Annotated in this window: 22 protein-coding genes; 16 read left to right on the top strand and 6 right to left on the bottom strand. The window is 60.3% G+C overall.

From position 1 onward, the window contains the following. Window positions 1-86: 86 nt before the first annotated feature. Complete coding sequence (locus BLU48_RS26680) at window positions 87-833, bottom strand: NRDE family protein (protein WP_057022797.1); 747 nt, start codon at window positions 831-833, stop codon at window positions 87-89. 217 nt (window positions 834-1,050) lie between these two features. Here BLU48_RS26680 and lgt point away from each other — a divergent pair, with 217 nt between their 5' ends. Together lgt and BLU48_RS26670 are read left to right on the top strand one after the other, a co-directional pair. After that, window positions 1,051-1,863, top strand: a complete 813-nt coding sequence (gene lgt / locus BLU48_RS26675; RefSeq protein ID WP_057022798.1) for a prolipoprotein diacylglyceryl transferase — start codon at window positions 1,051-1,053, stop codon at window positions 1,861-1,863. Window positions 1,864-1,920: 57 nt separating this feature from the next. After that, window positions 1,921-2,754: a thymidylate synthase gene (locus BLU48_RS26670; protein ID WP_057022799.1), complete on the top strand. Its 834-nt coding sequence runs from the start codon at window positions 1,921-1,923 to the stop codon at window positions 2,752-2,754. Window positions 2,755-2,884: 130 nt separating this feature from the next. Here BLU48_RS26670 and cadR read toward each other — a convergent pair whose 3' ends face one another. Further along, on the bottom strand, window positions 2,885-3,325 hold the full coding sequence (cadR, locus tag BLU48_RS26665; protein ID WP_057022800.1) for a Cd(II)/Pb(II)-responsive transcriptional regulator: 441 nt from the start codon (window positions 3,323-3,325) through the stop codon (window positions 2,885-2,887). Window positions 3,326-3,410: 85 nt separating this feature from the next. On the opposite strand from cadR, the gene BLU48_RS26660 reads away from it, so the two are divergent. The 9 genes from BLU48_RS26660 (at window position 3,411) to BLU48_RS26620 (ending at window position 14,165) form a co-directional block, all read left to right on the top strand. Further along, on the top strand, window positions 3,411-5,711 hold the full coding sequence (locus tag BLU48_RS26660; protein WP_057022801.1) for a heavy metal translocating P-type ATPase: 2,301 nt from the start codon (window positions 3,411-3,413) through the stop codon (window positions 5,709-5,711). Window positions 5,712-5,727: 16 nt separating this feature from the next. Next, complete coding sequence (locus tag BLU48_RS26655) at window positions 5,728-6,591, top strand: LysR family transcriptional regulator (RefSeq protein ID WP_057022802.1); 864 nt, start codon at window positions 5,728-5,730, stop codon at window positions 6,589-6,591. A 247-nt stretch (window positions 6,592-6,838) separates the two neighbouring features. Beyond that, entirely contained in the window at window positions 6,839-7,903 is a 1,065-nt protein-coding gene (locus BLU48_RS26650; RefSeq protein ID WP_057022803.1) for a putative 2-aminoethylphosphonate ABC transporter ATP-binding protein, read from the top strand. 1 nt (window position 7,904) lies between these two features. After that, window positions 7,905-9,617, top strand: coding sequence for a putative 2-aminoethylphosphonate ABC transporter permease subunit (locus BLU48_RS26645; protein ID WP_057022804.1), 1,713 nt, complete (start codon window positions 7,905-7,907; stop codon window positions 9,615-9,617). Window positions 9,618-9,639: 22 nt separating this feature from the next. Further along, window positions 9,640-10,662, top strand: a complete 1,023-nt coding sequence (locus BLU48_RS26640; RefSeq protein WP_057022805.1) for a putative 2-aminoethylphosphonate ABC transporter substrate-binding protein — start codon at window positions 9,640-9,642, stop codon at window positions 10,660-10,662. Between the two features lie 125 nt (window positions 10,663-10,787). Further along, window positions 10,788-11,924 carry a TIGR03364 family FAD-dependent oxidoreductase gene (locus BLU48_RS26635; protein ID WP_057022806.1) on the top strand — a complete coding sequence of 379 codons (1,137 nt, stop codon included), beginning with the start codon at window positions 10,788-10,790 and terminating at the stop codon, window positions 11,922-11,924. A gap of 112 nt (window positions 11,925-12,036) precedes the next feature. After that, the gene (locus BLU48_RS26630) at window positions 12,037-12,594 is read left to right on the top strand and encodes a hypothetical protein (protein ID WP_057022807.1); all 558 of its coding nucleotides are present in this window, start codon (window positions 12,037-12,039) and stop codon (window positions 12,592-12,594) included. Window positions 12,595-12,684: 90 nt separating this feature from the next. Continuing rightward, window positions 12,685-13,260, top strand: coding sequence for a hypothetical protein (locus BLU48_RS26625; RefSeq protein ID WP_057022808.1), 576 nt, complete (start codon window positions 12,685-12,687; stop codon window positions 13,258-13,260). 278 nt (window positions 13,261-13,538) lie between these two features. Continuing rightward, window positions 13,539-14,165 (top strand): hypothetical protein, encoded by a 627-nt coding sequence (locus BLU48_RS26620; RefSeq protein ID WP_169718277.1) that lies wholly within the window; start codon window positions 13,539-13,541, stop codon window positions 14,163-14,165. A gap of 142 nt (window positions 14,166-14,307) precedes the next feature. On the opposite strand, the gene BLU48_RS26615 is transcribed toward BLU48_RS26620, so the two are convergent. From BLU48_RS26615 to BLU48_RS26605, 3 genes are read right to left on the bottom strand one after another with little or no spacing between them, the layout of a single operon-like run. Then, window positions 14,308-15,288, bottom strand: coding sequence for an IS5 family transposase (locus BLU48_RS26615; protein WP_057022809.1), 981 nt, complete (start codon window positions 15,286-15,288; stop codon window positions 14,308-14,310). A gap of 31 nt (window positions 15,289-15,319) precedes the next feature. Then, the gene (locus tag BLU48_RS26610; protein WP_057022810.1) at window positions 15,320-16,708 is read right to left on the bottom strand and encodes a DUF3482 domain-containing protein; all 1,389 of its coding nucleotides are present in this window, start codon (window positions 16,706-16,708) and stop codon (window positions 15,320-15,322) included. Then, window positions 16,701-18,080, bottom strand: coding sequence for a DUF2868 domain-containing protein (locus tag BLU48_RS26605; RefSeq protein ID WP_057022811.1), 1,380 nt, complete (start codon window positions 18,078-18,080; stop codon window positions 16,701-16,703). The genes BLU48_RS26610 and BLU48_RS26605 overlap by 8 nt, the downstream gene beginning before the upstream one ends. 69 nt (window positions 18,081-18,149) lie before the next feature. Between BLU48_RS26605 and BLU48_RS26600 the strand changes: the two genes are divergently transcribed. Then, complete coding sequence (locus tag BLU48_RS26600; RefSeq protein WP_057022812.1) at window positions 18,150-18,662, top strand: dihydrofolate reductase; 513 nt, start codon at window positions 18,150-18,152, stop codon at window positions 18,660-18,662. A gap of 87 nt (window positions 18,663-18,749) precedes the next feature. Here the strand turns inward: BLU48_RS26600 and BLU48_RS26595 are convergent, their stop codons facing one another. Further along, window positions 18,750-20,141, bottom strand: coding sequence for an L-cystine transporter (locus BLU48_RS26595; RefSeq protein ID WP_057022813.1), 1,392 nt, complete (start codon window positions 20,139-20,141; stop codon window positions 18,750-18,752). Window positions 20,142-20,382: 241 nt separating this feature from the next. Here BLU48_RS26595 and BLU48_RS26590 point away from each other — a divergent pair, with 241 nt between their 5' ends. From BLU48_RS26590 to BLU48_RS26575, 4 genes are all read left to right on the top strand, one after another. Continuing rightward, window positions 20,383-21,444: an HAD family hydrolase gene (locus BLU48_RS26590; protein ID WP_057022814.1), complete on the top strand. Its 1,062-nt coding sequence runs from the start codon at window positions 20,383-20,385 to the stop codon at window positions 21,442-21,444. Window positions 21,445-21,650: 206 nt separating this feature from the next. After that, a complete protein-coding gene (locus tag BLU48_RS26585; RefSeq protein WP_057022815.1) occupies window positions 21,651-22,184 on the top strand; it encodes an RNA polymerase sigma factor in 534 nt (177 codons plus the stop codon). Continuing rightward, a complete protein-coding gene (locus tag BLU48_RS26580; protein WP_057022816.1) occupies window positions 22,181-23,128 on the top strand; it encodes a FecR family protein in 948 nt (315 codons plus the stop codon). The genes BLU48_RS26585 and BLU48_RS26580 overlap by 4 nt, the downstream gene beginning before the upstream one ends. Window positions 23,129-23,261: 133 nt before the next feature. Beyond that, complete coding sequence (locus BLU48_RS26575) at window positions 23,262-25,706, top strand: TonB-dependent siderophore receptor (protein ID WP_057022817.1); 2,445 nt, start codon at window positions 23,262-23,264, stop codon at window positions 25,704-25,706. Window positions 25,707-25,790 lie beyond the last annotated feature (84 nt).

Raw genomic sequence — 25,790 nt, 5'->3', positions numbered from 1 at the left:
CGATTGCAGGGTGTCAGCCAGAATATCTGGTACTGACCCACCGCTATCGGGAGCAAGCCCCCTCCCACATTGGTTTTGGGGTGTGGTTAAAAATTGAGTTCGACCTCACCTAGTCGCCCGCCGTGCGGCCCAAAACTACGCTCCACCATCTTTCGCCTTCCATCGGCATTCACAATCAGCGCCGTACTCGCCCGTGTCCCATAACTGGGGCTGGCGATAAACACACTCGACAGCAGACTCTCAGTAGCCAACCCCACACCGGTATCGGGGAGGTCAGCAAATGACGCCGTCTGCGGATCGCTCAGAATCTCCAGTAACGCCTCCGGCTGCGGATTCTCCAGCACTGCGCTCAACGCCGCCTTGGCCTTGACCAGCTTCGGCCACGGGGTATTCAGCCCGGCATTGGATAGCCCATAGATCCCCGGCGCCAGCAATGTGGGCTGGGTGTCATTGGCGTTGTAATGCCACAGCTCATCCCGCGTGCCAACCAACAGGTTAAACCCGGCATATTCAATCGAGCGTCCGTTAACGTCGGCTAAATAATCGTCAATGGGCAGCGAACCGCTGAGAAAACGCGCAACCAATTCACCACGGGACTTGCGCGCCGGTGGCTGGTGCGGGTCGCGAATATTGGTCAACGCAGCAAAGCGCCCATCAGCGTTGACTCCAAGCCAGGTGCCACCGGCTTCCTGATCGCGGCCGGCATAGATCTGTGGCGCATCCGGCCATTGGGCCAGCGCCAGGCTGGGGCGGGCGTAGAACTCATCGCGGTTGGCCGCGACGATCAGCGGTTGGGCATGGCCCGGTCGCCAGGCGAAAACAATCAGGCACATTGGGAGATCCCTTGTGTGTTTTTCTCAACTCTACCCACAGAACCGCGAGCGTTCCATCGCAACGAAGTTGGGCCGCGCACCTTCCATCCGTTAACATGCCGGGCTGTTTGGTGTGTATGTGAACTTCTTAATTTGATATCGGCGCTGTAACGCAGGCTTAATCGCACCTCGGCATGGTCCGGTGCGTCATGACTAAATGTTTTAACGAGGAGTCGCAATGCTGCCTTACCCGCAGATCGACCCGGTGGCCCTGGCCATCGGTCCGCTGAAAATCCACTGGTACGGGCTGATGTACCTGATCGGCATCGGCGGTGCCTGGCTGCTGGCTTCCCGGCGCCTGAACCGGTTCGACCCGACCTGGACCAAGGAGAAGCTCTCCGACATGGTGTTCTGGATGTCGATGGGGGTGATCGTCGGCGGACGCCTGGGGTATGTGCTGTTCTACGATTTGTCGGCCTATATCGCCAATCCGACGCTGATCTTCGAAGTGTGGAAAGGTGGCATGGCCTTCCATGGCGGGTTTATCGGCGTGATGATCGCCGCCTGGTGGTTCGGTCGCCGTAATGGCAAGTCGTTCTTCCAGCTGATGGACTTCGTCGCACCGTTTGTGCCGATCGGCCTGGGCGCCGGGCGCATCGGTAACTTCATCAACGCCGAGTTGTGGGGCAAGCCGACCGATGTGCCGTGGGCCATGGTATTCCCGCCGTTCAGCGACCCGGCGCAACTGCCGCGCCACCCGTCGCAGCTCTACCAGTTCGCGTTGGAAGGTGTGGCACTGTTCCTTATCCTTTACATTTTCTCGCGCAAGCCACGCCCGACCATGGCTGTGTCGGGCATGTTCGCGCTGTTCTACGGGATCTTCCGCTTTATCGTCGAATTCGTACGGGTACCGGATGCGCAGTTGGGTTACCTGGCGTGGGGCTGGCTGACCATGGGTCAGGTCCTCAGCCTGCCGATGATCCTCGCGGGCCTGGGCATGCTCTGGTGGGCGTACAATCGCCCGCAGTCGCTGAAGAACGCCGCGCTTTAATTCGAATGCCGCGGCCCTTGCTTGAAGGGCCGCGGCTTCAACGATACGGGTAACCACATGAAGCAATATCTCGAACTGCTGCACGACGTCGTGACCAATGGCCTGACCAAGGGCGACCGCACCGGCACCGGCACCAAGGCCGTGTTCGCCCGTCAGTATCGGCATAACCTGGCTGACGGCTTCCCGCTGCTGACCACCAAGAAGCTTCACTTCAAAAGCATTGCCAACGAGCTGATCTGGATGTTGAGCGGCAACACCAACATCAAATGGCTGAACGAAAACGGCGTGCGTATCTGGGACGAATGGGCCACCGAGGACGGTGACCTGGGCCCTGTGTATGGCGAGCAGTGGACCGCCTGGCCGACCAAGGACGGCGGCACGATCAACCAGATCGACTACATGGTGCACACGCTCAAGACCAACCCCAACAGCCGCCGCATCCTGTTCCACGGCTGGAACGTCGAATACCTGCCGGACGAAACCAAGAGCCCCCAGGAAAACGCGCGCAACGGCAAGCAAGCCCTGCCGCCGTGTCACCTGCTGTACCAGGCGTTCGTGCATGACGGTCATCTGTCGATGCAGCTGTATATCCGCAGCTCCGACGTGTTCCTGGGCCTGCCATACAACACCGCCGCGCTGGCGTTGCTGACCCACATGCTGGCCCAGCAGTGCGACCTGATCCCCCACGAGATCATCGTCACCACCGGCGACACCCACGCCTACAGTAACCACATGGAACAGATCCGGACCCAGTTGGCGCGCACGCCGAAAAAACTGCCGGAACTGGTGATCAAGCGTAAACCTGCCTCGATCTACGACTACAAATTCGAAGACTTCGAGATCGTGGGCTATGACGCGGATCCAAGCATCAAGGCAGACGTGGCTATTTAAAGCCTGCCTCGGTCAGAACTGTGGGAGGGGGCTTGCTCCCGATGGCGGTGTATCAGTTACAGAGGTTGTGACTGATCCACTGCTATCGGGAGCAAGCCCCCTCCCACATTTTAATCGTGTTCACTTAGGTTCAATGGCCGTGGCTTCTGCCCACATGCGAAGGCTCGGCCTCGCTGGCCGCAATCCCTCCGCTGACTTCCAGCTGCTGCAGAATCCCGCACTGTTCCCCACCGCCGCAACGTTGGCGCAGGTCCAGCAATTGCTCCTGCAAGGCCAGCAACCCATCGATCCGCGCTTTCACGTGGTGGATATGCTCGTCGATCAACGCATTCACGCTTTCGCACTGGTCCTGGGGACTGTCGCGCAGCCCCAGCAGGCTGCGAATTTCTTCGAGGGTCATGTCGAGGCTGCGGCAATTGCGGATAAAGGTCAGCCGCTCGGTGTGTGCCTGGGTATAGACCCGGTAGTTGCCCTCGGTGCGCGCCGGCGGCGGCAGCAGGTTTTCCTTCTCGTAATAACGGATGGTTTCCACCGGGCAGTCGGTGAGTTTGGCCAGTTCGCCGATCTTCATCGCAGCAATCTCCACATGGGTGCTTGACCCTATAGTGGCTACAGGGTCTTTACTTGGCAACAGGCACCTTTACGGACGCAACCTGATGAGCCACTCCATTCACACCCCGCACAAGCACGATCACGATCACGACCATGCTCATGACCATAAGCACGACCACGGTCACGATCACAACCATGATCATGGCCCCGCAAAGCTGACGCCTGTGGATAACCACGGCCACGCGGGCTCATGCTGCTCCGGCGCTGCCGGGCCTGCCGTGGTGACCCTGAGCGAAGCGCCCACCGCCGGCTCGCGGCTGAGCACCTTCCGCATCGAAGCCATGGACTGCCCCACCGAGCAGACGCTGATCCAGAACAAACTGGGCAAGCTCGCCGGTGTGCAGCAGCTGGAATTCAACCTGATCAACCGCATCCTCGGTGTCACCCATGACCTGCCGAGCACAGCGCCGATCATCGATGCGATCAAGTCCATCGGCATGCAGGCCGACCCTATCGAAGAAGGCAGCCCCGCCGCCGCACCGCCCGCCAAGAAACATTGGTGGCCATTGGCGGTATCTGGCGTGGGTGCCTTGGGCGCCGAAGTACTGCATTTCACCGGCGTAGCCCCGACCTGGGTGATCGCGCTGGTGGCGCTGGTGTCGATCCTCAGCGGCGGCCTCACCACCTACAAAAAGGGCTGGATTGCCCTGAAAAACCTCAACCTGAACATCAACGCGCTGATGAGCATCGCGGTGACCGGCGCCATCCTGATTGGCCAGTGGCCGGAAGCGGCGATGGTGATGTTCCTGTTCACCGTGGCCGAGTTGATCGAGGCCAAGTCCCTGGACCGGGCGCGCAATGCCATCAGCGGCCTGATGCAGATGACGCCGGAACAGGCCACGGTAAAACAGGCCGACGGCTCATGGATGGAACAAGAGGTTAAAAGTATTGAGCTTGGTGCGATCGTTCGGGTAAAGCCCGGCGAGCGTATCGGCCTGGACGGCGAGGTCACTGCCGGTCAATCCACCATCGATCAGGCACCGATCACCGGGGAAAGCCTGCCGATTGAAAAGACCATCGGCGATAAAGTCTTCGCCGGCACCATCAACCAGGCCGGTTCCCTGGAGTACCAAGTCACTGCGGCGGCCAACAACTCGACCCTGGCGCGGATCATCCACGCGGTAGAGCAGGCCCAAGGCGCACGGGCGCCGACCCAGCGGTTTGTTGATAGTTTCTCGAAGGTCTACACCCCGGCAGTTTTCCTGTTTGCCCTGGGCGTGGCGGTGATTCCGCCGTTGTTCATGGCTGGCGTGTGGTTTGACTGGATCTACCGCGCCCTGGTGCTGCTGGTGGTGGCATGCCCCTGCGCATTGGTGATCTCCACGCCGGTAACCATCGTCAGCGGCCTGGCCGCGGCGGCGCGCAAAGGCATCCTGATCAAGGGCGGCGTGTACCTGGAAGGGGGCTACAAACTCGACTACCTGGCCCTCGACAAGACCGGCACCATTACCCATGGCAAGCCGGTGCAAACCGATTACCTGCCGCTGTTCCCCAACCTCGAAGACAGCGCTCCGGCGCTGGCCGCCAGTTTGGCCGGGCGTTCCGACCACCCGGTGTCCCTGGCGATAGCCAATGCGGCGGTGGATAAAAACCTGACGATTCATGCTGTGGCTAACTTCGAGGCCCTGGCCGGGCGCGGCGTGCGCGGAGATATCAACGGCCAGACCTATCACCTGGGTAACCACCGTCTGGTGGAAGACCTCGGCCTGTGCTCCCCGGCCCTGGAAGAAAAACTCTTCGCCCTGGAAAAACAAGGCAAGTCCGTGGTGCTGCTGCTGGACAAATCCGGCCCGCTGGCGCTGTTTGCCGTGGCCGACACCGTCAAGGACAGCAGTCGCGAAGCTATCCAGCAACTGCATGACTTGGGCATCAAGACCCTGATGCTCACCGGTGACAACACTCACACCGCCCAGGCGATTGCCAGTCAGGTCGGCATCGACCAGGCCCAGGGCGACTTGCTGCCCACCGACAAGCTGCAAGCTATCGAAACCCTTTACGGTCAAGGCCATCGGGTGGGCATGGTCGGCGACGGTATCAACGACGCCCCGGCCCTGGCGCGGGCCGAGATCGGCTTTGCCATGGCCGCGGCGGGCACTGACACGGCCATCGAGACCGCTGACGTAGCGCTGATGGACGACGATTTGCGCAAGATTCCGGCTTTCATTCGGTTGTCGCGGCAAACGTCGAGTATCCTCAAGCAGAACATCGCCCTGGCGCTGGTGATCAAGGCGATCTTCCTGGCGGTGACATTCATGGGCATGGCGACCATGTGGATGGCGGTCTTCGCCGATATGGGCGTAAGCCTGCTGGTGGTATTCAACGGCCTGCGCCTGTTGCGCAAATAGAGGATGAGAGGGTGGTGTGCTGAGTGCTGAGTTAAAGGCGTTTTTCATGGTCGCCCGCCTGGGCAGCATCACCCAGGCGGCGAAAAAACTCGGCCTGAGCCAGCCCACAGTGACTACCCAGATTCGTAACCTGGAAAGCCAGTACGGCGTTGAGCTGTTCTATCGCGGCGGCCGTCGCCTCACCGTCAGTGACGAAGGTGCGCGGCTGCTGCCGATGGTCAAGACGCTGTTGCAGCAGGAAGCGGATATCGAGTTTTTCCTGCGCAACAACGGCCAGGTCCAGGGCGCACTGCGTATTGCCGCGACGGCACCGTATTACATTCTCGATCTGGTCAAAGCCTTTCGCGAGCGCCTGCCGCAAGTGGAGGTATCGGTGGAAATCGGCAACTCCCAGCAGGTGCTCGAAGCGTTGGATGATTACCGCGTCGATGTCGCCGCGTCTTCGCAATTGCTGGAAGACCCGCGCCTGATCCGCCGCGTGCTGGGCACCGACCCGCTCGTGCTGGCGGTGCATCGCAATCATCCGTTGGCCAAGCTTGAGCATGTGTCGTTGAGCGCGCTGGCCGGGCACACGCTGTTGATGCGTGAAGCCGGCTCCACCACCCGCAGGCTGACCGAAGAGCTTTTGAAGAGCGGCGGCGTAGGGTATGGGCCGTTGCTGGAGATTGGCAGCCGCGAGTCGATTCGCGAGGCGGTGCTGCGCAATATCGGCATCAGCATCATCGCTCGCCAGGAAGTGCCCCATGATCCGCAATTGCGTGTGCTGACCATCGAGAATGCGCCGCAGATTCCGGAGTATCTGTATTGCCTCAAAGAGCGTAAAGGTGCACGGCTGCCGGCGGCATTCCTTGGCCTGGCTCAGGAAATGTCGCCAATTTAAGTTCTGTGGCTGGCTTGAGGGCCAATCGGGAGCAAGCCCCCTCCCACATTTTGACCGCATTCTCATGTTGGAACCCGGTCAACTGTGGGAGGGGGCTTGCTCCCGATAGCGGTAGTCCAGGCAACTCATCTCTGTGAGTCCTACACAAATCCACCAATACCACTATCACCCCATTTTGCCTTTCTGCCACATCAGCTACGCATTGCCTGCCTAGCATGGCCTTCATCCGTTTGATGAGGTGCCTTGCATGAACACAGCCCTGACCCAACCCGGCGCGCCCATGAAGGTGCGCGGGATCCAGAAACGCTTTGGTGCCTTCACCGCGCTGGACAACGTGTCTTTGGACGTCGCCGCCGGCGAGCTGGTGTGCCTGCTCGGCCCCTCCGGCTGTGGCAAAACCACCCTGCTGCGCTGCATCGCCGGCCTGGAGCGCCAGGACAGCGGCGAGCTTTATCTGGGCGAGCGTGACGTTTCCCTACTGCCGCCCCAGGCGCGGGACTACGGCATCCTGTTTCAGTCCTATGCGCTGTTCCCCAATCTCAGCGTGGAAGCGAACATCGGCTATGGCCTCACCGGCAGCGGCCGTGATGAAGTACGCAAGCGCGTCGGGCAGATGCTCGAGCTGGTCGGCCTGCTCGGCAGCGAAAAGAAATACCCCGGTCAACTCTCCGGCGGCCAACAACAGCGCGTCGCCCTGGCCCGTGCATTGGCGCCGGCCCCGTCGCTATTGCTGCTGGATGAACCGATGTCAGCCCTCGATGCCCGTGTGCGCGAGCATCTGTGCACTGAGCTGCGCCAACTGCAACGGCGCCTGGGCATCACCACCTTGATGGTGACCCACAACCAGGATGAAGCCATGTTGATGGCCGACCGCATTGCCGTGATGAACAACGGCAAGGTCGAGCAGTACGCCACGCCGCAGGAAATCTACGACCGTCCGGCCACGCCGTTCGTGGCCGAGTTTGTTGGCCAGGGCAATTGGCTGCCGTTCAGCCGCAACAGCGCCAGCCATGCCCAAGTCGGCGGCCTGAACATGCGCCTGGCCGACGATGCGGGCGTGGCCAATTCCGGCCGCCTGTTTTGCCGGCCGGAAGCCATCAGCGTTAACCCGCCAGTGCATGAGGAAAACCTGTTCCCGGCCAAGGTCCGCGAGATCACTTTCCTCGGCAACCGTTGCCGCATGAGCTTTGAACTGGAACAGTTGCCAGGCCATCCATTGTTGGCCGAACTTGCGCCCGAAGCCATGCCGCGCCTGGGCGCCCAGGATATCTGGGTGGCCTTGCCGCCGCGCAGCCTGCAGGTGTTTGCCTGAGATGGCCGCTGTCATGACACTGCCGGTACCGCGTCAGGTGTCCCGCGCCGAGTGGGGCGACCGTATCTTCGTGGTCGGCGGCAAATGGCTCTGGCTGGGCCTTTTGGTGGTGGCGGTGTTGCTGCCACTATTGGCTATCTTCTGGCGCGGCTTCAGCAGCGAATCCGGGCAGGGCGGTGGTCTGGTGGCCGCGGGCGAACTTCTGACCAGCGCCAACTTCCACTGGTTGCTGGGCAATAGCCTGAAAGTGTCCCTCAGCGTGGCAGCCATCGTCGTACCGCTGGCCTATCTGTTTGCCTACGCCCTGCAACGCACGTTGATTCCCGGCAAATCTGTCTGGCGTGGCTTGTCGTTGCTGCCGTTGATGGCGCCATCGATGCTGCCGGGCATTGCCCTGGTCTATCTGTTCGGCAACCAGGGCATGTTGCGCGGCTTGCTCTCGGACAATATCTACGGCTTCTGGGGCATTGTGCTCGGTGAAGTGATCTACACCTTTCCCCATGCCTTGATGATCTTGCTCTCGGCGCTGTCCCTGGCGGATGCACGCTTGTTCGATGCCGCGTCGAGCATGGGCGCCAGCCCGGCCCGGGCGTTTCGCAGCATCACCTGGCCGGCCACGCGCCAGGCGGTGTTCGCCGCGTTCTGCCTGGTGTTTACCCTGACCATCACCGACTTCGGTGTGCCGGTGGTGGTGGGCGGTGATTACCAGGTGTTGGCGCTGGAAGCCTACAAGGCGGTGGTCGGTCAGCAACAGTTCGGGCGCGGCGCGTTGATCGGCATGGTGTTGCTGCTGCCGGCACTGTTCAGCTTCGGCGTGGATGCCTGGTTGCGCCGTCGGCATGGCGACTCGATGAGCGGTCGCGCCCAGGTGTTTCTGCCCGCGCCATCGCGGCTGCGCGACGGTTGCTACCTGGCCATCGTGTTGCTGATTTGCGCGGTGTTGCTGCTGGTGTTCGGGATGGCGGTGTATTCGTCGCTGGTGAAGTTCTGGCCGTACAACCTGTCGCTGTCGCTCCATCACTACCAGTTTGAAGACACCGCCGGCGGCGGCTGGCTGGCCTATCGCAACAGCCTGACCATGGCGCTGTGCACGGCGTTGATCGGCAGCGTACTGATCTTCACTGGCGCCTACCTGATGGAAAAGACCAAGGGCCAGAAGGGCCTGAACCTGGCGCTGCGCATGCTCAGCTTCGTACCGATGGCCGTGCCTGGTTTGGTGCTGGGCCTGGGCTACGTGTTCTTTTTCAACCTCAACGGCAACCCGCTGCATGTGTTCTACGGCAGCATGGCATTGCTGGTGGTGTGCACCATTGCGCACTACCTCACTACTGCGCAGATGACCGCCACCACCGCCCTGCGCCAATTGGACGCCGAGTTCGAAGCCGCTGCGCTGTCCCTCAAGGCACCGCTGTATCGCCACTATCTGCGTGTCACGGTACCGATTTGCCTACCGGCGCTGCTGGATATCCTGCGCTACCTGTTTGTGTCGGCGATGACCACCGTGTCCGCCGCGATCTTTCTCTACAGCCCCGACACCATCCTCGCCGCCGTCGCCGTCCTGAACATGGACGACGCTGGCAATGTGGGCGGCGCCGCGGCCATGTCGACCCTGATCCTGTTCACCTCAGGCGGCGTCTCGCTGCTGTTGGCGTGGGCCTCACGTGGCGCGCTGCGTCGTTCCCAAGCCTGGCGCCAGACCGCGCCCGGCCAATAAACAAACCTGAAGGAGGTGCTCCATGTTCAAACCCCTGGCGCTGGTCGCTGCGGTACTCACGGCATTCAGCCTGAATGCCTTCGCCAAGACCGAGCTGACCGTGTACACGGCCCTCGAAGCCGAGCAATTGAAGACCTACAAAAAAGCCTTCGAGCAGGCCAACCCCGACGTCGAAATCAAGTGGGTACGCGACTCCACCGGCATCATCACCGCCAAGCTGCTGGCCGAGAAAGACCGCCCGCAGGCTGACGTGGTGTGGGGTTTGGCCGCCTCCAGCCTGGCGATCCTCGACCAGCAAGGCATGCTCGACAACTACGCGCCCAAAGACCTGGACAAGATCGGCGAACACTACCGCGACGCCGCCAACCCGCCGGCCTGGGTCGGCATGGACGTATGGGCCGCGACCATCTGCTTCAACACCATCGAAGCCCAAAAGCAGGGCCTGGCCAAGCCGGTGAGCTGGCAGGACCTGACCAAGCCTGAGTACAAGGGCAAGATCGTGATGCCCAACCCGGCGTCCTCCGGCACCGGCTTCCTGGATGTCAGCGCCTGGTTGCAGACCTTCGGCGAGAAGCAAGGCTGGCAATACATGGACGATCTGCACCAGAACATCGGCCAGTACGTTCACTCCGGCTCCAAGCCATGCAAGCTGGCGGCGTCCGGTGAGTTCCCGATTGGGATTTCCTTCGAGTACCCGGCGATTCAACTCAAACGCCAGGGTGCCCCGTTGGACATCATCCTGCCGAAAGAGGGCCTGGGCTGGGAGATCGAAGCCACCGCTGTGATCAAAGGCAGCGCCCACGGCGACGCCGCGAAAAAACTCGCTGACTTCTCCGCCAGCCCAGCGGCGATGGAGCTGTATAAGGCCAACTTCGCCATCCTTGCCCAACCAGGTATCGCCAAGCCGCAGACCGAGTTGCCGGCCGATTACGAGCAGCGCCTGATCAAGAACGACTTTGCCTGGGCGTCGAAGAACCGCGACAGCATCCTGACTGAATGGCGCAAGCGCTATGACGGTAAGTCGGAGAAGGTGGCGGGTCAGTAAGGTTTTCGTTAGGGCTTATGGCCCCTTCGCAGGCAAGCCAGCTCCCACATTTGAAGGTATTCACACATCAAAATGTGGGAGCTGGCTTGCCTGCGATAGCGGCTTCGAATTCAGGACATCACTCCATGACACACCACAGCGACCTGCTGATCATCGGCGCCGGCATCCTCGGCCTGTCCCACGCTTATGCCGCCGCCAAGCGCGGCCTCAAGGTCAAGGTGTTCGAGCGCAGCGCCACGCCTCTGGGCGCCTCGGTACGCAACTTCGGCCAAGCGCTGGTCACCGGCCAGCCGCCGGGGCCGATGCTGGACCTGGCCCGCCAGAGTCGCGAGATCTGGGGCCAATGGGCGCAAACGGCGGGCCTTGCGCTCAAGCGCAATGGTTCTTACCTGTTTGCCCGCACGGAAGCTGAAGAACATCTGCTCGAAGCCTTCTGCGCCGGGCGTGCCCGCGAACACGGCTACAACGTCGAGCTGCTGCAAGGCAATGCGATGAAGGAACTCTACGCCGGCCAGTTCCGCCATCACCGCGCTGCGTTGCACGGCAAGGACGACCAGCAACTGTATTCCCGCGAGGCGATCCCGGCGCTGGTCCACTACCTCAGCCAGGCGCTGAACGTGGAGTTTCACTTCTCTACCCTGGTGCGCGACGTTGAGCCCGGCCAGTTGCACAGCACCGCAGGCAGCTTTCGCGGCGAGCAGATCATTGTCTGCTCCGGCCATGACTATCAGACCCTGTTGGCCGAATCCATCGCCCAGCTCAACCTGCAAACCTGTCGCCTGCAAATGCTGCGCGCCCGACCGATGTTTAACCTGGAGCTGCAACACGCCCTGCTCACCGGCCTGAGCTGCGTGCACTACGGCGCCTTCGCCGACCTGCCGGAAGCCTGCGCGGTGCAGGCGCAGATCCTGCGCGAAACGCCGCACCTGCATGAGCACGGTATCCACCTGCTGATCAGCCCGACGCCCCGCGGCGAACTGATCATCGGTGACTCTCACCATTACGGCAGCGATCCGTCACCCTTCAACGCTGAGCAGGTGGATGACTGGATGATCGAGTTGGCCGAGCACACCCTGGGGTGCAAGATCCAGGTGGTCGAGCGCTGGCAAGGCGTCTACGGAGCTCGCGGACCGGGTCCGTTTTCGTTTGTGCAGGCGGCACCCGGTGTCAGCGCCGCGTGGATGCACACCGGCGTGGGTATGAGTGTAGGGCCGGCGCTGGCCGAGCGAAATATCAGCTCACTGTGGGGAGGGGCGCGATGAACCCTGGGCCCACAGCGTGAATTCATACGTCCAACGCGGAAGGGGCGGCTAGAGATGCGATGGCGCACGTCGATACGCTCACGCCTCTATCAACCACGAATGAGAGCATTCGATGCGCTACTTAAAAGCCACTGCCCAGGACCGAAGCGGTAATGGAAAGGCCGATACCGTCTTTCTGCATTTTTACGAACGCGGTGCCGGCGGGTTCGATGAGTTGGTTCATGAGGCATTCGCTGTTGATATGAACGGTGATAAAAACGTGGATCTTCAAACTGTTGTAGACATCGACGTTGAAGGCCAAAGCATGGTCATCGACAGCCACTTGCTTACGTTATTCGCCAACGCCTTTCTTAAGTTGAACTGGTTTAACGGTGGCGAAAGCTGGAAGCGCACATTGGTGGTTGTCGCCGTCCATGAATACGAAAAACGCCCGCCCAATGGCGTGAAACTCAATTTTCTGGAACGGCGCAGCACGGTGCGCAAACCTACCCTGGCTTTTCAGGCCGCCGCTTATGACGGTTACGGTAATGGTGTATTGGAATGGTTTACCAATACCGACGTGGACAAGAACGGTGTGGTGGATGAGGTCGATAAAGAATTGATCCGTTCCCTGTGCAGCAGTTTCCTTGCCTTTAAATGGTACACAGACCCGGTGTCAGCGGCATGTTGATGCACATTTCTCAACTGGATAACGTATTAATCAGAGTGTTGTGCAAGCTCTTTATTGCGTTCAAGTGCTATGCACACAAGGAGTAAAAAAGTGCGTTATTTAAAGGTTATTGCACAGGATCGGACCGGGGATGGCCGCGCCAATACGGTGCGGCTTCAGTTCTACCAACGTACGCAATGCAATCAGGACAGATTGCTCAATGAGGTGGTGGCCTATGATTTCACCTCAGACGGGAAAGTGGACTATAGCCGGGGAGACGTTACAAATAACGGTCGGGAGAACAGCCTGGACAGGGTGCTGTTGGACAGGTTTGCCAATGCCTATCTAAAAATCAATTGGGTTAATCGCGGGACTGGTACAAAGCGCTATATGAAGATTTTTTCCGAAGACTTCTATAAAGACGGCACTCCCGACACCGTGCGCCTGCATTTGCATAAAGGGCCTGGGCTGCTCAGTTCGGACACTCAGGTCTCTTGGAGCGCTGCCTATGATTTTGATAACAATGGCGAACTTGAGTGGGACATTCATTCCGACATCAACCGGGATGGTGTTATCGATGATGTGGACAAGCATCTGATCCAGCAGTTGGCCGAACTCTACTTGAAATTCAATTGGCACACGCCCGAAGCCTTCGACGTCAAGGTTATCGATGTTCCGGCGCAATGATTGACGCGCAGTCAAGTCGCTGTTTCCTACCGTCATGGCGGATGCCACGCTCTAGCTGTTAGAGGAAGCTTGAACTAGCGTATGGCTCTGTTCTTTATGTGAGACATTCCATGCGCTATTTAAAAGTTACCGCCCAGGATCGCAGTTTTTCCTATATCGATCGAAATGGCGTAGTCGACCGAAGTGGCCAGGAGTTGGTTCGTCATCTGTGCAATGTTTTTCTTGCCTTCAAATGGTATGAGGAGTCTTGCCCGGTGCAGTAAGTCGCGAAGGTTGTTATGTCGTGGTTTCTTACGGGGTGTGGCGTCGGTATCACCTATAAAGAAACGCGGGGCATCACTATGTTGGTCCCTGATATTTCTAATGAGGCAATACCGATGCGTTATGTGAAAGTGATCGTGCAAGACCGTACTGAAAATGACCGGGCAGACACCGTTAAGCTGTACTTTTTTCAAAGGGATCCGGATTTACCCGATGAGCTTATGCATCAAGCCGTGGCTTTTGACGCCACGGCTGACGGGGCGGTAGATTTTCAGTCGACTGGGGATATCGATTTCAATGGAGCATCGACGCTCAGGGATCGGCGGTTACTGAAGACTTTTGCCAATGAGGCATTGAAACTCAGCTGGTTCAATAGGGGCGAGGGTGCCGGGCGCTCTTTGAACTTTTACGTGAGCCGCTATGACGAGCTTGGCACGCCGCGGGAAGTGCGCTCGGACTTTTTCCAGCGCAGCAGTTCGGGTGGCAAGGACAAGCTGGTGTATAGCAGCACGGCTGGCGACCAGGATTGCGATGGTGGTTTGGACCCTCTCGCGCCTGACGATCAATTCGAACTGTTCGATACCGTGGACCAACAAACTATCCATGCCTTGAGCAAGTTGTACCTGCGATTCAACTGGCACTGATCGTCAGTCAACACTTAGGGATGCTCCGATCAACTTGCTGCGCGGCGGCCGCAAGTCGTAATTTGCACGGCACGCAGCGCTATTTGCTCAAAACGACCTGATGCAGTGTTCATCGAGGGCGTTTTTCGCCCGGTTTTCCATGTTAAGCGCGCAACTCGCCCATACCCATCAGTTGTTTTCGAGCCATCCACAGGTTCGACAGGGCGAACAATGTGGTCAACTGAGCCGTGTTTTTCATCAGCCCACGAAAGCGCACTTTCACGTACCCAAATTGGCATTTGATCACCCGAAACGGATGTTCGACCTTGGCCCGTGTCTGGGCTTTGCAGTACTCAATCTTGCGCTTGGCCTTGTAGAGCACGCTGCGTTTATTCAACTTGGAATAGGTGCTGCGGCGCGCCGCGATTTGCCAGATCACTTCACGATTTTCATGCTCTTCACGCTTCTCAATGCCGGTGTATCCGGCGTCTGCATACACTGCATTTTCTTCGCCATGCAAAAGCTCGGCGACCTGTGTGACATCGGCGACGTTGGCGGCGGTGCCGTGGACGTGATGAACCAAGCCGGACTCGACATCAGCGCCAATATGGGCCTTCATTCCGAAGAAATACTGGTTACCTTTTTTGGTCTGATGCATCTCGGGGTCGCGCTTTCCCTCTTCGTTTTTAGTCGAACTGGGAGCATGAATAATGGTGGCATCGACGATAGTGCCCTGACGCAGAGACATGCCTTTGTCCTGCAAATAACCATTGATGACCGCGAGGATTGCAGGTGCAAGCTGATGCTTTTCCAATAAGTGCCGGAAATTCATGATCGTGGTGTCTTCAGGTATCGGGGCGCTCAAGGTCAAACGTGCAAACTGGCGCATGGGCGTGATTTCGTAGAGCGCTTCTTCCATGGTCGGATCGCTCAGGGAAAACCAATTCTGCAACAGATGAATACGCAGCATGGTTTCCAGAGGATAGGGTTTTCTGCCGCCACCGGCCTTGGGGTAGAACGGCTCGATCAGGCCCAGCAGACCCGTCCAGGGCACGACCTGATCCATCTCGGCGAGGAAGCGTTCGCGGCGTGTCTGCTTGCGCTTGCCGGCGTATTCGAAATCGGAAAAGCTCATCTGGCTCATAGGCGGCTCGGATCAGGTGGTCAGGCGTATTTCAGCACATTTGAAAACTTGTTCGGAGATTCCTTAGTTCCAGAGCCAGGGCCAGGATCTGCTCCTGGCGCTCAGCCTGGCTCAGCTTGGCGTGGGGGTTGAGGCTCGACCATTGCGGGTGGGCGCGGGCCTTGCCCAAGGCGTCGGGCAGCTTGCCCTCGCGCCAGGTTTTGTCCTGGGGCGTATCGACCTTTATGCTGTGCATCGCTGCATGGCCGCGCAGGTTGAGGGCCTTGAGCAGTTGACGCTGACGCAGGGCGAGCAGGCGCAGCACGCTGTCGTCAACGGTCAGCTCGCGGTGGCCCTTGAGCTTGCCGAGCAGGCGGCTGCCGTAGCTGCGTGCGGTTTGCAGGGCGCCACCGGCGATAGCACCGGCCAGGGCTGCAGCGCCGAGGGTCAGGCCGCCGACCAAGAGATCCACGCCCGCGCCGGCCGCAGCGCCGGCGGCAATCCCACCACCGACCCGCACGCCAAGCTGCTTGAGGGTTTCCGGGTTGAACAGGTCATCGCCCCAGCGCCCGTCGAGCAATGGCAGGTCACTGGCGGCGGCATCCTGCGGGCGGAAGCCGAACAACTTGAGCAAGGCTTCGACGCACTTCTGTTCGCGCTGGCGCACGGCTTTACGCAGATCGCCGATGGCTTGCTGTTCATCCTCGGTGACCACGCTGCGACGGCAGGCGGCGCAGTCGATCAGCAGCTCGGCGATCAACCGCGCAGCGCTTTGCTGGCGGGCCTGGCGCTGGGCCTCTTGGTCAAGGATCAAGCGCTGCAACTGCGGCCGTGAGGTTTCCAACAGCAGGGCCAGGCTTTCATACAGCCGGCGCTCGCCGTCTTCCGGCGGCGCCACGCTGTCGAAACGCACCAGCGCATGCAGTCCGAGGCGGGCCAGGGCTTCGCGCCAGTCCGGCTCGCGATGCTCGCTGCTGCTGACGAAGTTGAGTACCGGCAGCAATGGCTTGCCGCAACTGGCCAGCACCTGCAGCTCATCGCGGTACTTGGCCAGCACCGGTTCGCGGGCGTCGATCACATACAGGCCGGCGTCCGAGGCCAGTAGTTGGCGCAATACCTTGGCTTCCTGTTCGAAACGCTGACGGGCTTCGCCGCCGTCCAGGAAGCGCGCAAGGCGCGCCGGGCCGTCCAGGCGTTCACCGGGGCGATCCAGGCGTTCGAGGTAGTCGAGCAGGGCGATGGCGTCTTCCAGTCCGGGCGTGTCGTACAGTTCCAGCAAGGCTTCACCATCCACCGACAGGCGTGCACCTTCGACATGCCGCGTGGTGCTGGGGCGATGGGAGACTTCACCGAAGCCCACGTCACGGGTGAGGGTGCGCAGCAGGGAGGTCTTGCCGACGTTGGTGTGGCCGACCACGGCGAGTTTCAGCGGTTTAGTCATGACCGGTCTCCAGCCAGTTCAGCGGCGCACAGTCGGCAAACATTAGATCAAGCTGTTGCAGCGCGGTGTGCCAATCACTCAGGCGCTCGGCGTCCAGGGCCTGGCCCGGCGGGGCTTGCAGCAGCCATACACGGGTGGCGGTGGCGCTGCGTGCCAGTTCGGCAATCAGCGCCAGGCTGCCACGGTCCGGCGAGCGGCGCGGGTCGCAGGCGATGGCCAGGCGTGCGGGCGGGAAACGGCTGAGTTGCTCCAGCAGTTTGTTACGCGATTCGCGGCTGTCGAGAATGCCAGCGTTCTTTACGCTGGCCGGCAGCTTGGGCGGCCAAGGGTGTTGATCGTCCAGCTCGATGGCGACCAGCAAGGCGCCGTCGCTGTCCAGATCGCTGACACCACCGCTGACGTGGTGCAGTTGCTCGGGCGCCACATCGTTGACCCCCAGGCGTTCGCTGCTGGGCATCAGGCGTTCGCGCAACTGGCTGTAGCCGGGCAGGTTGAGGTCCAGGCGCAATGCGGCACGCCCGACGTTCCAGCGCCACAGGCAGAACAGGGCGATGATCAGCCGGGGCAGCAGGCCGTAGACCAGCAACACGCCCACCAGCCAGGCGGCCCAAGCTTGGCGGGCGCTTTCGATATTCAGCGCGGAATCGCCGCTGGCGCGGATCATGTCGACGCTCGGCACGTTGAAGCCCAGCAGCGCGGGCAGGGTGCCGAGGGCTTGGGTTACGGCGACAAAGGTGTCGGCGCCGAGAATGGTGGTTTCCCACACAAAGCCGTAGCGCCGTGTGGCCAACAGGGTCAGCAAAATCACCAGGGCACTGAGTAGTGCCAGCAGCCACAGGCTGTTGACCAGCACACCCAGCGCCCAGCGATTGAGTTTTTGCCGTTGCAGCAACAGCAACAGCGCCGGTGCCAATTGCGCGGCCTTGGCGTCGCGGGCGAGTTTTTCGCTGAGCCACAACCACAGTCGCCCGAGGCTGGCGCCGTGCTCGCCGGCAAACAGCAGGCCCAGGGCCCAACTGATCAGCAAAATAAGGTTCAAACCGAGCAGGCTGCCCAAGGCCCAGAACACATTCACCGGCGTCAAGCCGTTGCCTAATGCGGCAAAAGCCAAGCCAGCGCCACTGATGATTGCGACTACTGCCAGCAACATCAGCGCCAGGCGTGCGCCTTGCAGCCAGCGCGTGAGGGCGCCGGTCAGGCCATCGCGTTCGGCCAGGTGCAAGGCCCGTTGCTGGATCCGCGTCGGCAGGTCGCCACCAGCCGCACGGGCCAGGCGGTTGGCTTCCAGGTCTTCCAGGGGGCCGGCGTGTTCTTCACGCAGGCGCACGGTTTCGGTCAGCCAGAGTGTGTGCAGGGGGTTCAGTGCAGTCACGCGCCATCCTGTTGTTTCAGTGAGGTTGGAGCATAACCGCTGGCTCGCGCCTCTGGTATTCTCGTCGCCATGAAAAAATCTCTCCCTTTAAGCCTGATCGCAGCCCTCGGTGAAAACCGCGTGATCGGCGTCGACAACAGCATGCCCTGGCATTTGCCGGGGGATTTCAAATATTTCAAGGCCACCACGCTCGGCAAGCCGATCATCATGGGGCGCAAGACCTGGGACTCCCTGGGCCGACCGCTGCCGGGGCGCTTGAACCTGGTGGTCAGCCGTCAGACCGATCTGGCGCTCGAAGGTGCGCAAGTTTTTCCGTCACTGGAAGCGGCGATAGAACGGGCTGAGGAATGGGCCAAGGCCCAAGGCGTGGACGAGCTGATGCTGATCGGCGGCGCGCAGTTGTATGCGCAGGGGCTGGAGCAGGCCGATCGCCTATATCTGACGCGGGTGGCGTTGAGCCCGGAAGGGGATGCGTGGTTTCCAGAGTTTGATACGAACCAGTGGAAGCTGGTGTCGAATCTGGAGAATCCAGCTGAAGGCGATAAGCCGGCCTACAACTTCGAAGTCTGGGAAAAAGCCTAAAAGCATCGGGGGCAAGCCCCCTCCTACATTTTGATTTGTGAATACATTCAAGTGTGTGGGAGGGGGCTTGCTCCCGATAGGGGTCTATCAGGCCTGCGCTAACTCGGCATGCTCATCGGCATTCAACAGCGCTTTATCCGTCTGCCCCATGATCTGGCTGGTAATAGCACCCGCCGTCATCGAACCATTGACGTTCAACGCCGTGCGGCCCATGTCGATCAGCGGCTCCACGGAAATCAGCAGCGCCACCAGTGACACCGGCAAGCCCATGGCCGGCAGTACGATCAGCGCGGCAAAGGTCGCACCACCGCCCACGCCGGCAACGCCCGCCGAACTCAAGGTCACAATCGCTACCAGGGTCGCGATCCACAGCGGGTCCAGGGGGTTGATGCCCACGGTCGGCGCGACCATCACCGCCAACATCGCCGGGTAAAGACCGGCGCAACCGTTCTGGCCGATGGTCGCGCCAAACGAGGCGGCGAAGCCGGCGATGGATTGCGGGATACCCAGGCGACGGGTCTGTGCCTCGATGCTCAGCGGGATGCTCGCTGCGCTGGAGCGGCTGGTAAAGGCAAAGGTCAGCACCGGCCAGACCTTGCGGAAGAAGCGCAGCGGGTTGATCCCGGCCAGGGACAGCAGCAGGCCGTGCACCACGAACATCAGGCCCAGGGCCAGGTACGACACCACCACGAAACTGCCGAGCTTGATGATGTCTTGCAGGTTGGAACCGGCGACCACCTTGGTCATCAGCGCCAATACTCCGTACGGCGTCAGCTTCATCACCAGGCGCACCAGGCGCATCACCCAGGCTTGCAGGGTGTCGATGGCGTTGACAACCTTCTGGCCTTTCTCCACGTCATCCTTGAGCAGTTGCAGCGCGGCGACCCCCAGGAAGGCGGCGAAAATCACTACGCTGATGATCGATGTCGGCTTGGCCCGCGCCAGGTCGGCGAACGGGTTGGCTGGCACGAACGACAGCAGCAATTGCGGAATATTCAGGTCGGCAACCTTGCCGGCGTAATCACTCTGGATCACTTGCAGGCGCGCCATTTCCTGGGTGCCGGCCACCAAGCCTTCGGCAGTGAGGCCGAACAGGTTGGTCAGGCCGATACCGATCAACGCCGCGATGGCGGTAGTGAACAGCAGCGTGCCGATGGTCAGGAAGCTGATCTTGCCCAGGGAAGAAGCGTTATGCAGGCGTGCCACGGCACTGAGGATCGAGGCGAACACCAGTGGGATCACGATCATCTGCAGCAGTTGCACATAGCCATTGCCGACCAGGTCAAACCAGCCGATGGAAGCTTTGAGCACCGGGTTGCCGTCGCCGTATATCGTGTGCAAGGCCGCACCGAACAGTACGCCCAGAACCAAGGCGAAGAGCACCTTCTTGGCCAGGCTCCAGTTCGTACGACGGGTTTGTGCCAGGCCCAGCAAGAGGGCCACGAACACCAATAAATTGAGAATCAGGGGCAGATTCATTGAAGCTCCGTTGAGAAGGCAGCCAATCGCGTGAGCCTGCGATTGCGAACCGGGAAGCCTAACAGCTTGAAATATAATGATTTAATACCGATATGGAATGGCGACTGTCGTTTTTGGAATAAGCCAATGGCGCTCATACCTATGCCCTTGGCGTGATCAAGACGTCAGCAGTCGCGCCCGGGCGATAACTGTCATACGGATTTGTTAGCGTCGATGTCTTTCACTCAGGGAGACAACGTCTATGAAGCTTGCGCCGAAACTACTGGTATCCGCCGCTTTCCTCCTCGGACTCGCCAGCCAGGCGTTCGCCGCCACCGAGTTGAAACACTGGCCGGCGCCGGCTGCCAAGCAGTTGAGCGCAATGATCGCCGCCAACGCCAATAAGGGTAACTACGCGGTGTTCGACATGGACAACACCAGCTACCGCTACGACCTCGAAGAGTCCCTGCTGCCGTACATGGAAAACAAAGGCCTGATCACCCGCGACAGCCTTGATCCTTCGCTCAAGCTGATGCCGTTCAAGGACACCGCCGAACATAAGGAAAGCCTGTTCAGTTACTACTATCGTCTTTGTGAAGTCGACGACATGGTCTGCTATCCGTGGGTCGCCCAGGTGTTCTCCGGCTTCACCCTCAAGGAACTCAAAGTCCAGGTGGACGAGCTGATGGCGTCCGGCAAGCCGGTGCCGGTCAGTTACTTCGAAGGCGACGCGGTGAAGCAGTCTGAAGTGCAGCCGCCGAAAGTCTTCACTGGCCAGGCCGAGCTATACAACAAACTGATGGAAAACGGCATCGAGGTGTACGTGATGACCGCCGCTTCCGAGGAACTGGTGCGCATGGTCGCTGCCGATCCGAAGTACGGCTACAACGTCAAACCCGAAAACGTCATCGGCGTGAGCACCCTGCTCAAGGATCGCAAGACCGGCGAGCTGACCACCGCCCGCAAGCAGATCGCCGCCGGCAAGTATGACCAGAACGCCAACCTCGGCCTGGAGCTGACCCCTTACCTGTGGACCCCGGCAACCTGGATGGCCGGCAAGCACGCGGCGATCCTCACCTACATCGACGAATGGAAAAAACCGGTGATTGTCGGCGGTGATACACCCACCAGCGACGGCTACATGCTGTTCCACGATGTGGACGTGGCCAAGGGCGGGATCCACCTGTGGATCAACCGCAAGGACAAATACATGACCCAGCTTAACGGCATGATCGCCAAGCACGCGGCGGCGCAAGCCAAGGAAGGACTGCCAGTGACGGCGGACAAGAACTGGGTGATCGTCAAGCCGGAGGAGATTCAGTAAAACCGAGTCGTCCTTATCGCAGGCAAGCCAGCTCCCACATTTGAAATGTGTTCACAAATCAAAATGTGGGAGGGGGCTTGCCCCCGATGGCTATCTGAAGAACACCACAAAACCCAGAGCTATAAATAGATATCAATTGCGAACCAATCTCATCCTCTGCTAGCGTGCACATCTCCTGAACCCCACGTTCTTCTCAAGGTAGTGCCGTGCTCTCCTGGAATTCGCAGATCGCGCGCCTGTTCGCGGAGCAGAAGAAAGCCCTCGAAGCCTTCGTCACTCGCCGCACCGGCAGTGCCCAAGTGGCCGCCGACCTGACCCAGGAATCTTTCCTGCGCCTGGCGCGGCTGGATTCCGGCGACAAAATCGATAACCTTCCTGCCTTCCTTTTCACCATCGCCAGCAACCTGGTGCGCGATCATCAGCGCCAGGCCATCCGCCGCGAGCGCCTGGATGCCGGGGAGCCCAGCGATGAACTGCCGTGCAGCAACCCAGGCGCCGATGAACAATTGGCGGCCTACCAGCAGGAACAGTTAATGCAGGCTGCCATCCTGGCGTTGCCCGAAGCGACTCGGCAGATCTTCCTGCTTTATCATGTCGACGAACTTTCCTATCGCGAGATCGGCGAACGCCTGTCGATCAGCCCGCGCAGTGTTGAATACCAATTGCGTCGCGCCTTGATTGAATGCCGTGGCTTTATCAAGAAGCGGCTTGCCTGTGATGAACAAGGACGTCGGTCATGAACGCTACCCCCACAGCCGACGAACTGTTCGACGAAGCATCCGCCTGGTATTTCCGCCTGCAGGCCGAGGATGTCACACCTAGCGAACTGCAGGCTTTCGCCATCTGGCTGGAGCGGGGCGATGCCCAGCATGCCGCCTGGCAGGAAGTGCAGGCGATGCTCGACGGCTTGCACGAACCGGCGCGGGTAGTTCGCCGCGCCGAACAGGCTGCCTGGCGCCAGCCCGCACGGCGCTGGGCCTGCGCCGCGGCCGTGCTGCTGGCGGTAGGCCTGACTGTGCAAAACACACCTTGGCTTGACCGTATGCGTGCGGACTATGCCACCGGCACCGGCGAGTCACGCAGCATCGAACTGGCCGATGGCTCCCACCTGCAGCTCAATACCGACAGTGCCATACAGGTGCGCATGAGTGCAGGCGAGCGCCAGGTGCGCTTGTTGCGCGGCGAAGGTTTCTTCGAGGTGGCCAAGGACCCGGCGCGACCGTTCGTGGTGCAATCCGGCGACGGCTGGGTGAAGGTGGTCGGCACCCGGTTCAGTGTGGCGCGACGCGATGCGCAAACCCACGTGCAAGTGGCTCAGGGCAAGGTGCAGGTTAGTTCCGGCAGTGGCATACCGGTGTATCTGGAGCCGGGACGGGCGGTGGAGTACCAGGACAAACGCCTGGCTGAAGTCCACGGTTTCGACGCGGCCAGCGGGTTTGCCTGGCGCCAGCGGCAACTGGTGTTTCGCCAGCAACCGCTGTCGGACGTGGTCAGCGAGCTGAACCGTTATTGGCCGGGCAAGACCCTGATACTCGGCGACGCATTGCGCAATCGCGTGGTCTCCGGCGTGTTTGAAATCGATAAACCCGACGCGGTAATCAAGGCGCTGGAACACACCCTCAACCTGCGTGCCGAGCATTACACCCCGTATTTGCTGGTGCTGCGCGAGGGCAAGGCGTCGTAGTCGCAATTTTTTTTGAAAATACTTTCAGGGTTTTCCGGTGAGCATTCGTCCTTGATCACTGAGGCGCAAATAGTAAGCACTCTCAAGTAGTGCCGCGCCGATTACAGACTTTTTGCACCGGGGAGTTCCATCCATGGCACACCGATTCGCCGCATCGCCCTTGCTCGCGCTGGTCATTTGCTTGACCGGCACTGCGTCGCTATCCCTGCAAGCTGCCGAGGCCACCCAGGCCCAGGCTTACCGTTTCGATATCCCCGGGCAAAGCCTCGACGGCGCGCTGGCGGCATTTTCAGCGGTGACGCGCGTGCAGGTGCTGGTGTCCGGTGAGTTGACCCAAGGGGTGGTGTCGCCCGGGGTGAGTGGCCATCTCGGCCAGCGCGAAGCCTTGGCGCAATTGCTTGGTGGTACGGGCCTGAGTGCGGCGTTTATCAACACCGACACCGTGACCCTGGAGAAGCGCGTAGCCACCGGCGCCGCTATCGAAGTCGGCGCCACCACCATCAGCGCCGCACATCTGGGCGCTACCACCGAAGGCAGTGGCTCCTACACCACCGGTGCGGTGACCCTGGGCAAGGGTGAGCAGAAGCTCAAGGACATCCCGCAATCGGTCAGCGTCATGACCCGTAAACAAATGGATGACCAGAACACCACTAAGCTTTCCGAGGTGGTCAAGCGTACCCCGGGCCTGACGGCGACCAAATCCCCCGGGCCGGGTATGTTCATCTTCTCCCGTGGTTTCGAAATCGGCACCCTGCAATACGACGGCGTACCAATCCCACGTAATACCTACGCGCTGGGCAGTTACCTCACCGAAAACATGGCGATCTATGACCGTGTGGAAACCCTGCGCGGCCCGGCCGCCTTGCTGCAAGGCGCCAACAGCCCCGGCGGCACCATGAACCTGGTGCGCAAGCGTGGCCAGCAGGACCCGACCGTCACCCTCACCGCCAAGGCCGGCTCCTGGGACCACTACGGCACCCAGGTCGACGCGGGCGGCCCGCTCAACGCCGAAGGGACTTTGCGTGGCCGCTTTGTAGCGGACTACGACACCACCCACTCATTCGTCGACTACGCCGGTGGCTGGAACCAGACGGTGTACGCCGCCGTCGACTATGACTTCACTCCCGACACTACTATCGGTGTGGGCATCAGCAACCAGAAGGGTCATTCGCGCCCCAACTTCATGTCGCTGCCGCGTTATGCCAACGGCAACGATATCGGTCTGCCGCGCTCTACCTTTGTCGGCGCCAGCTGGAACCGTGCGGGCAATAACCAGACCCAGGTGTTCGCCGAGGTGGAGCATCACTTCAACGATGACTGGAAGATCAAAGCCGCGCTGGTAGCCATGGATGAACATAACGACGCGACCTACCAGGCAACCTGGGACGCTATCCCCAACCCGGGCACCGCCGGCAACGTGCGGTATGTGGACTGGGTCACCGACTTCAATACCAAGAGCCGCGGTGCGGACGTGTATGTAAACGGCACCTTCGAGGGCCTGGGCTTCCAGCAGGAGATGGTGCTGGGGGCGAACTATTCCAAACTGACCACCGATGACCAATGGGCACGCGCTGCAACGGCGGGCGCGGATATCTTCAACATTGACCACAACCGCCCGCAGCGCGACAAATACCAGCTGTTCGCCCAGGGCAACGCGTCGAATAGCTGGTATGACATACGCCAGAAAGGCATCTACGGCACCTGGCGGGTGAAAGTGCTGGACCCCTTGACCCTTATCCTAGGCGCGCGCACCAGTTGGTATGAGTATTCCTACATAGGCCAGAGCGGTTCCCGCGGTACGTATGGCGCGCCAGAGGAAAGCACCACGCAAACCTCCGGCAAGGTCACTCCGTATGCCGGCCTGGTCTACGCCCTGAATGAACAATGGTCGGCCTACGCGAGCTACGCTGATGCCTTTGAGCCGCAAACCAACCTGACTACCTCGGGCTCTTTGCTTAAGCCCATCGAGGGCAAGAACTACGAGTTGGGTATCAAGGGTGAATTGGCGGACGGTCGGCTCAACACCTCGTTTGCGATCTTTCGCTACGACCAGCAAAACCGTGGCGTCCAGGACCTTCAAGGGCCGATGAACTGCAATGGCTGGTACTGCTCGGTTGCCTCGGGGAAGGTGCGTAGCCAAGGCTTCGAAGCCACCTTGAGCGGCGAGGTGTTGCCGGGGTTGCAACTGGTTTCCAGCTATACCTACAACACCACCAAATTCCTCAAGGACGACACCTACGAGGGCAAGATATTCAGCACCTGGACACCCAAGCATCAACTTAAGGTCTGGGGTGATTACCAGTTGCCGGGCGACTGGCAGAAGTTCAGCGTGGGCGCCGGCGTGACTGCGCAAAGCAGCACCGAAGCCTATGACCGCAACTTCAGCGTGCCCGGCAATGCGCTGTGGGATTCGCGTGTGGCTTACAAAATCAACCAGGAATTCAGCGTCGCGGCGAACCTGAACAATATGTTCGACAAGAAGTATTACATCCCGGCCTACAACGCGAACTGGGGCAGCAACTACTACGGCGACCCACGCAATGTGATGTTCACCATGACCTACACCCCACAGTTCTAAAACCTGACGCATCACTTCTGTGGGAGGGGGCTTGCCCGCTAAGACGTCGGCCCAGCCAACATTGATGTTGGCTGACCCACCGCT

Source organism: Pseudomonas synxantha (genome assembly GCF_900105675.1).
Lineage (GTDB): Bacteria > Pseudomonadota > Gammaproteobacteria > Pseudomonadales > Pseudomonadaceae > Aquipseudomonas > Aquipseudomonas synxantha.
The sequence above is the reverse complement of the archived record's forward strand: the minus strand, read 5'-3'. Positions and strand labels throughout refer to the sequence as shown.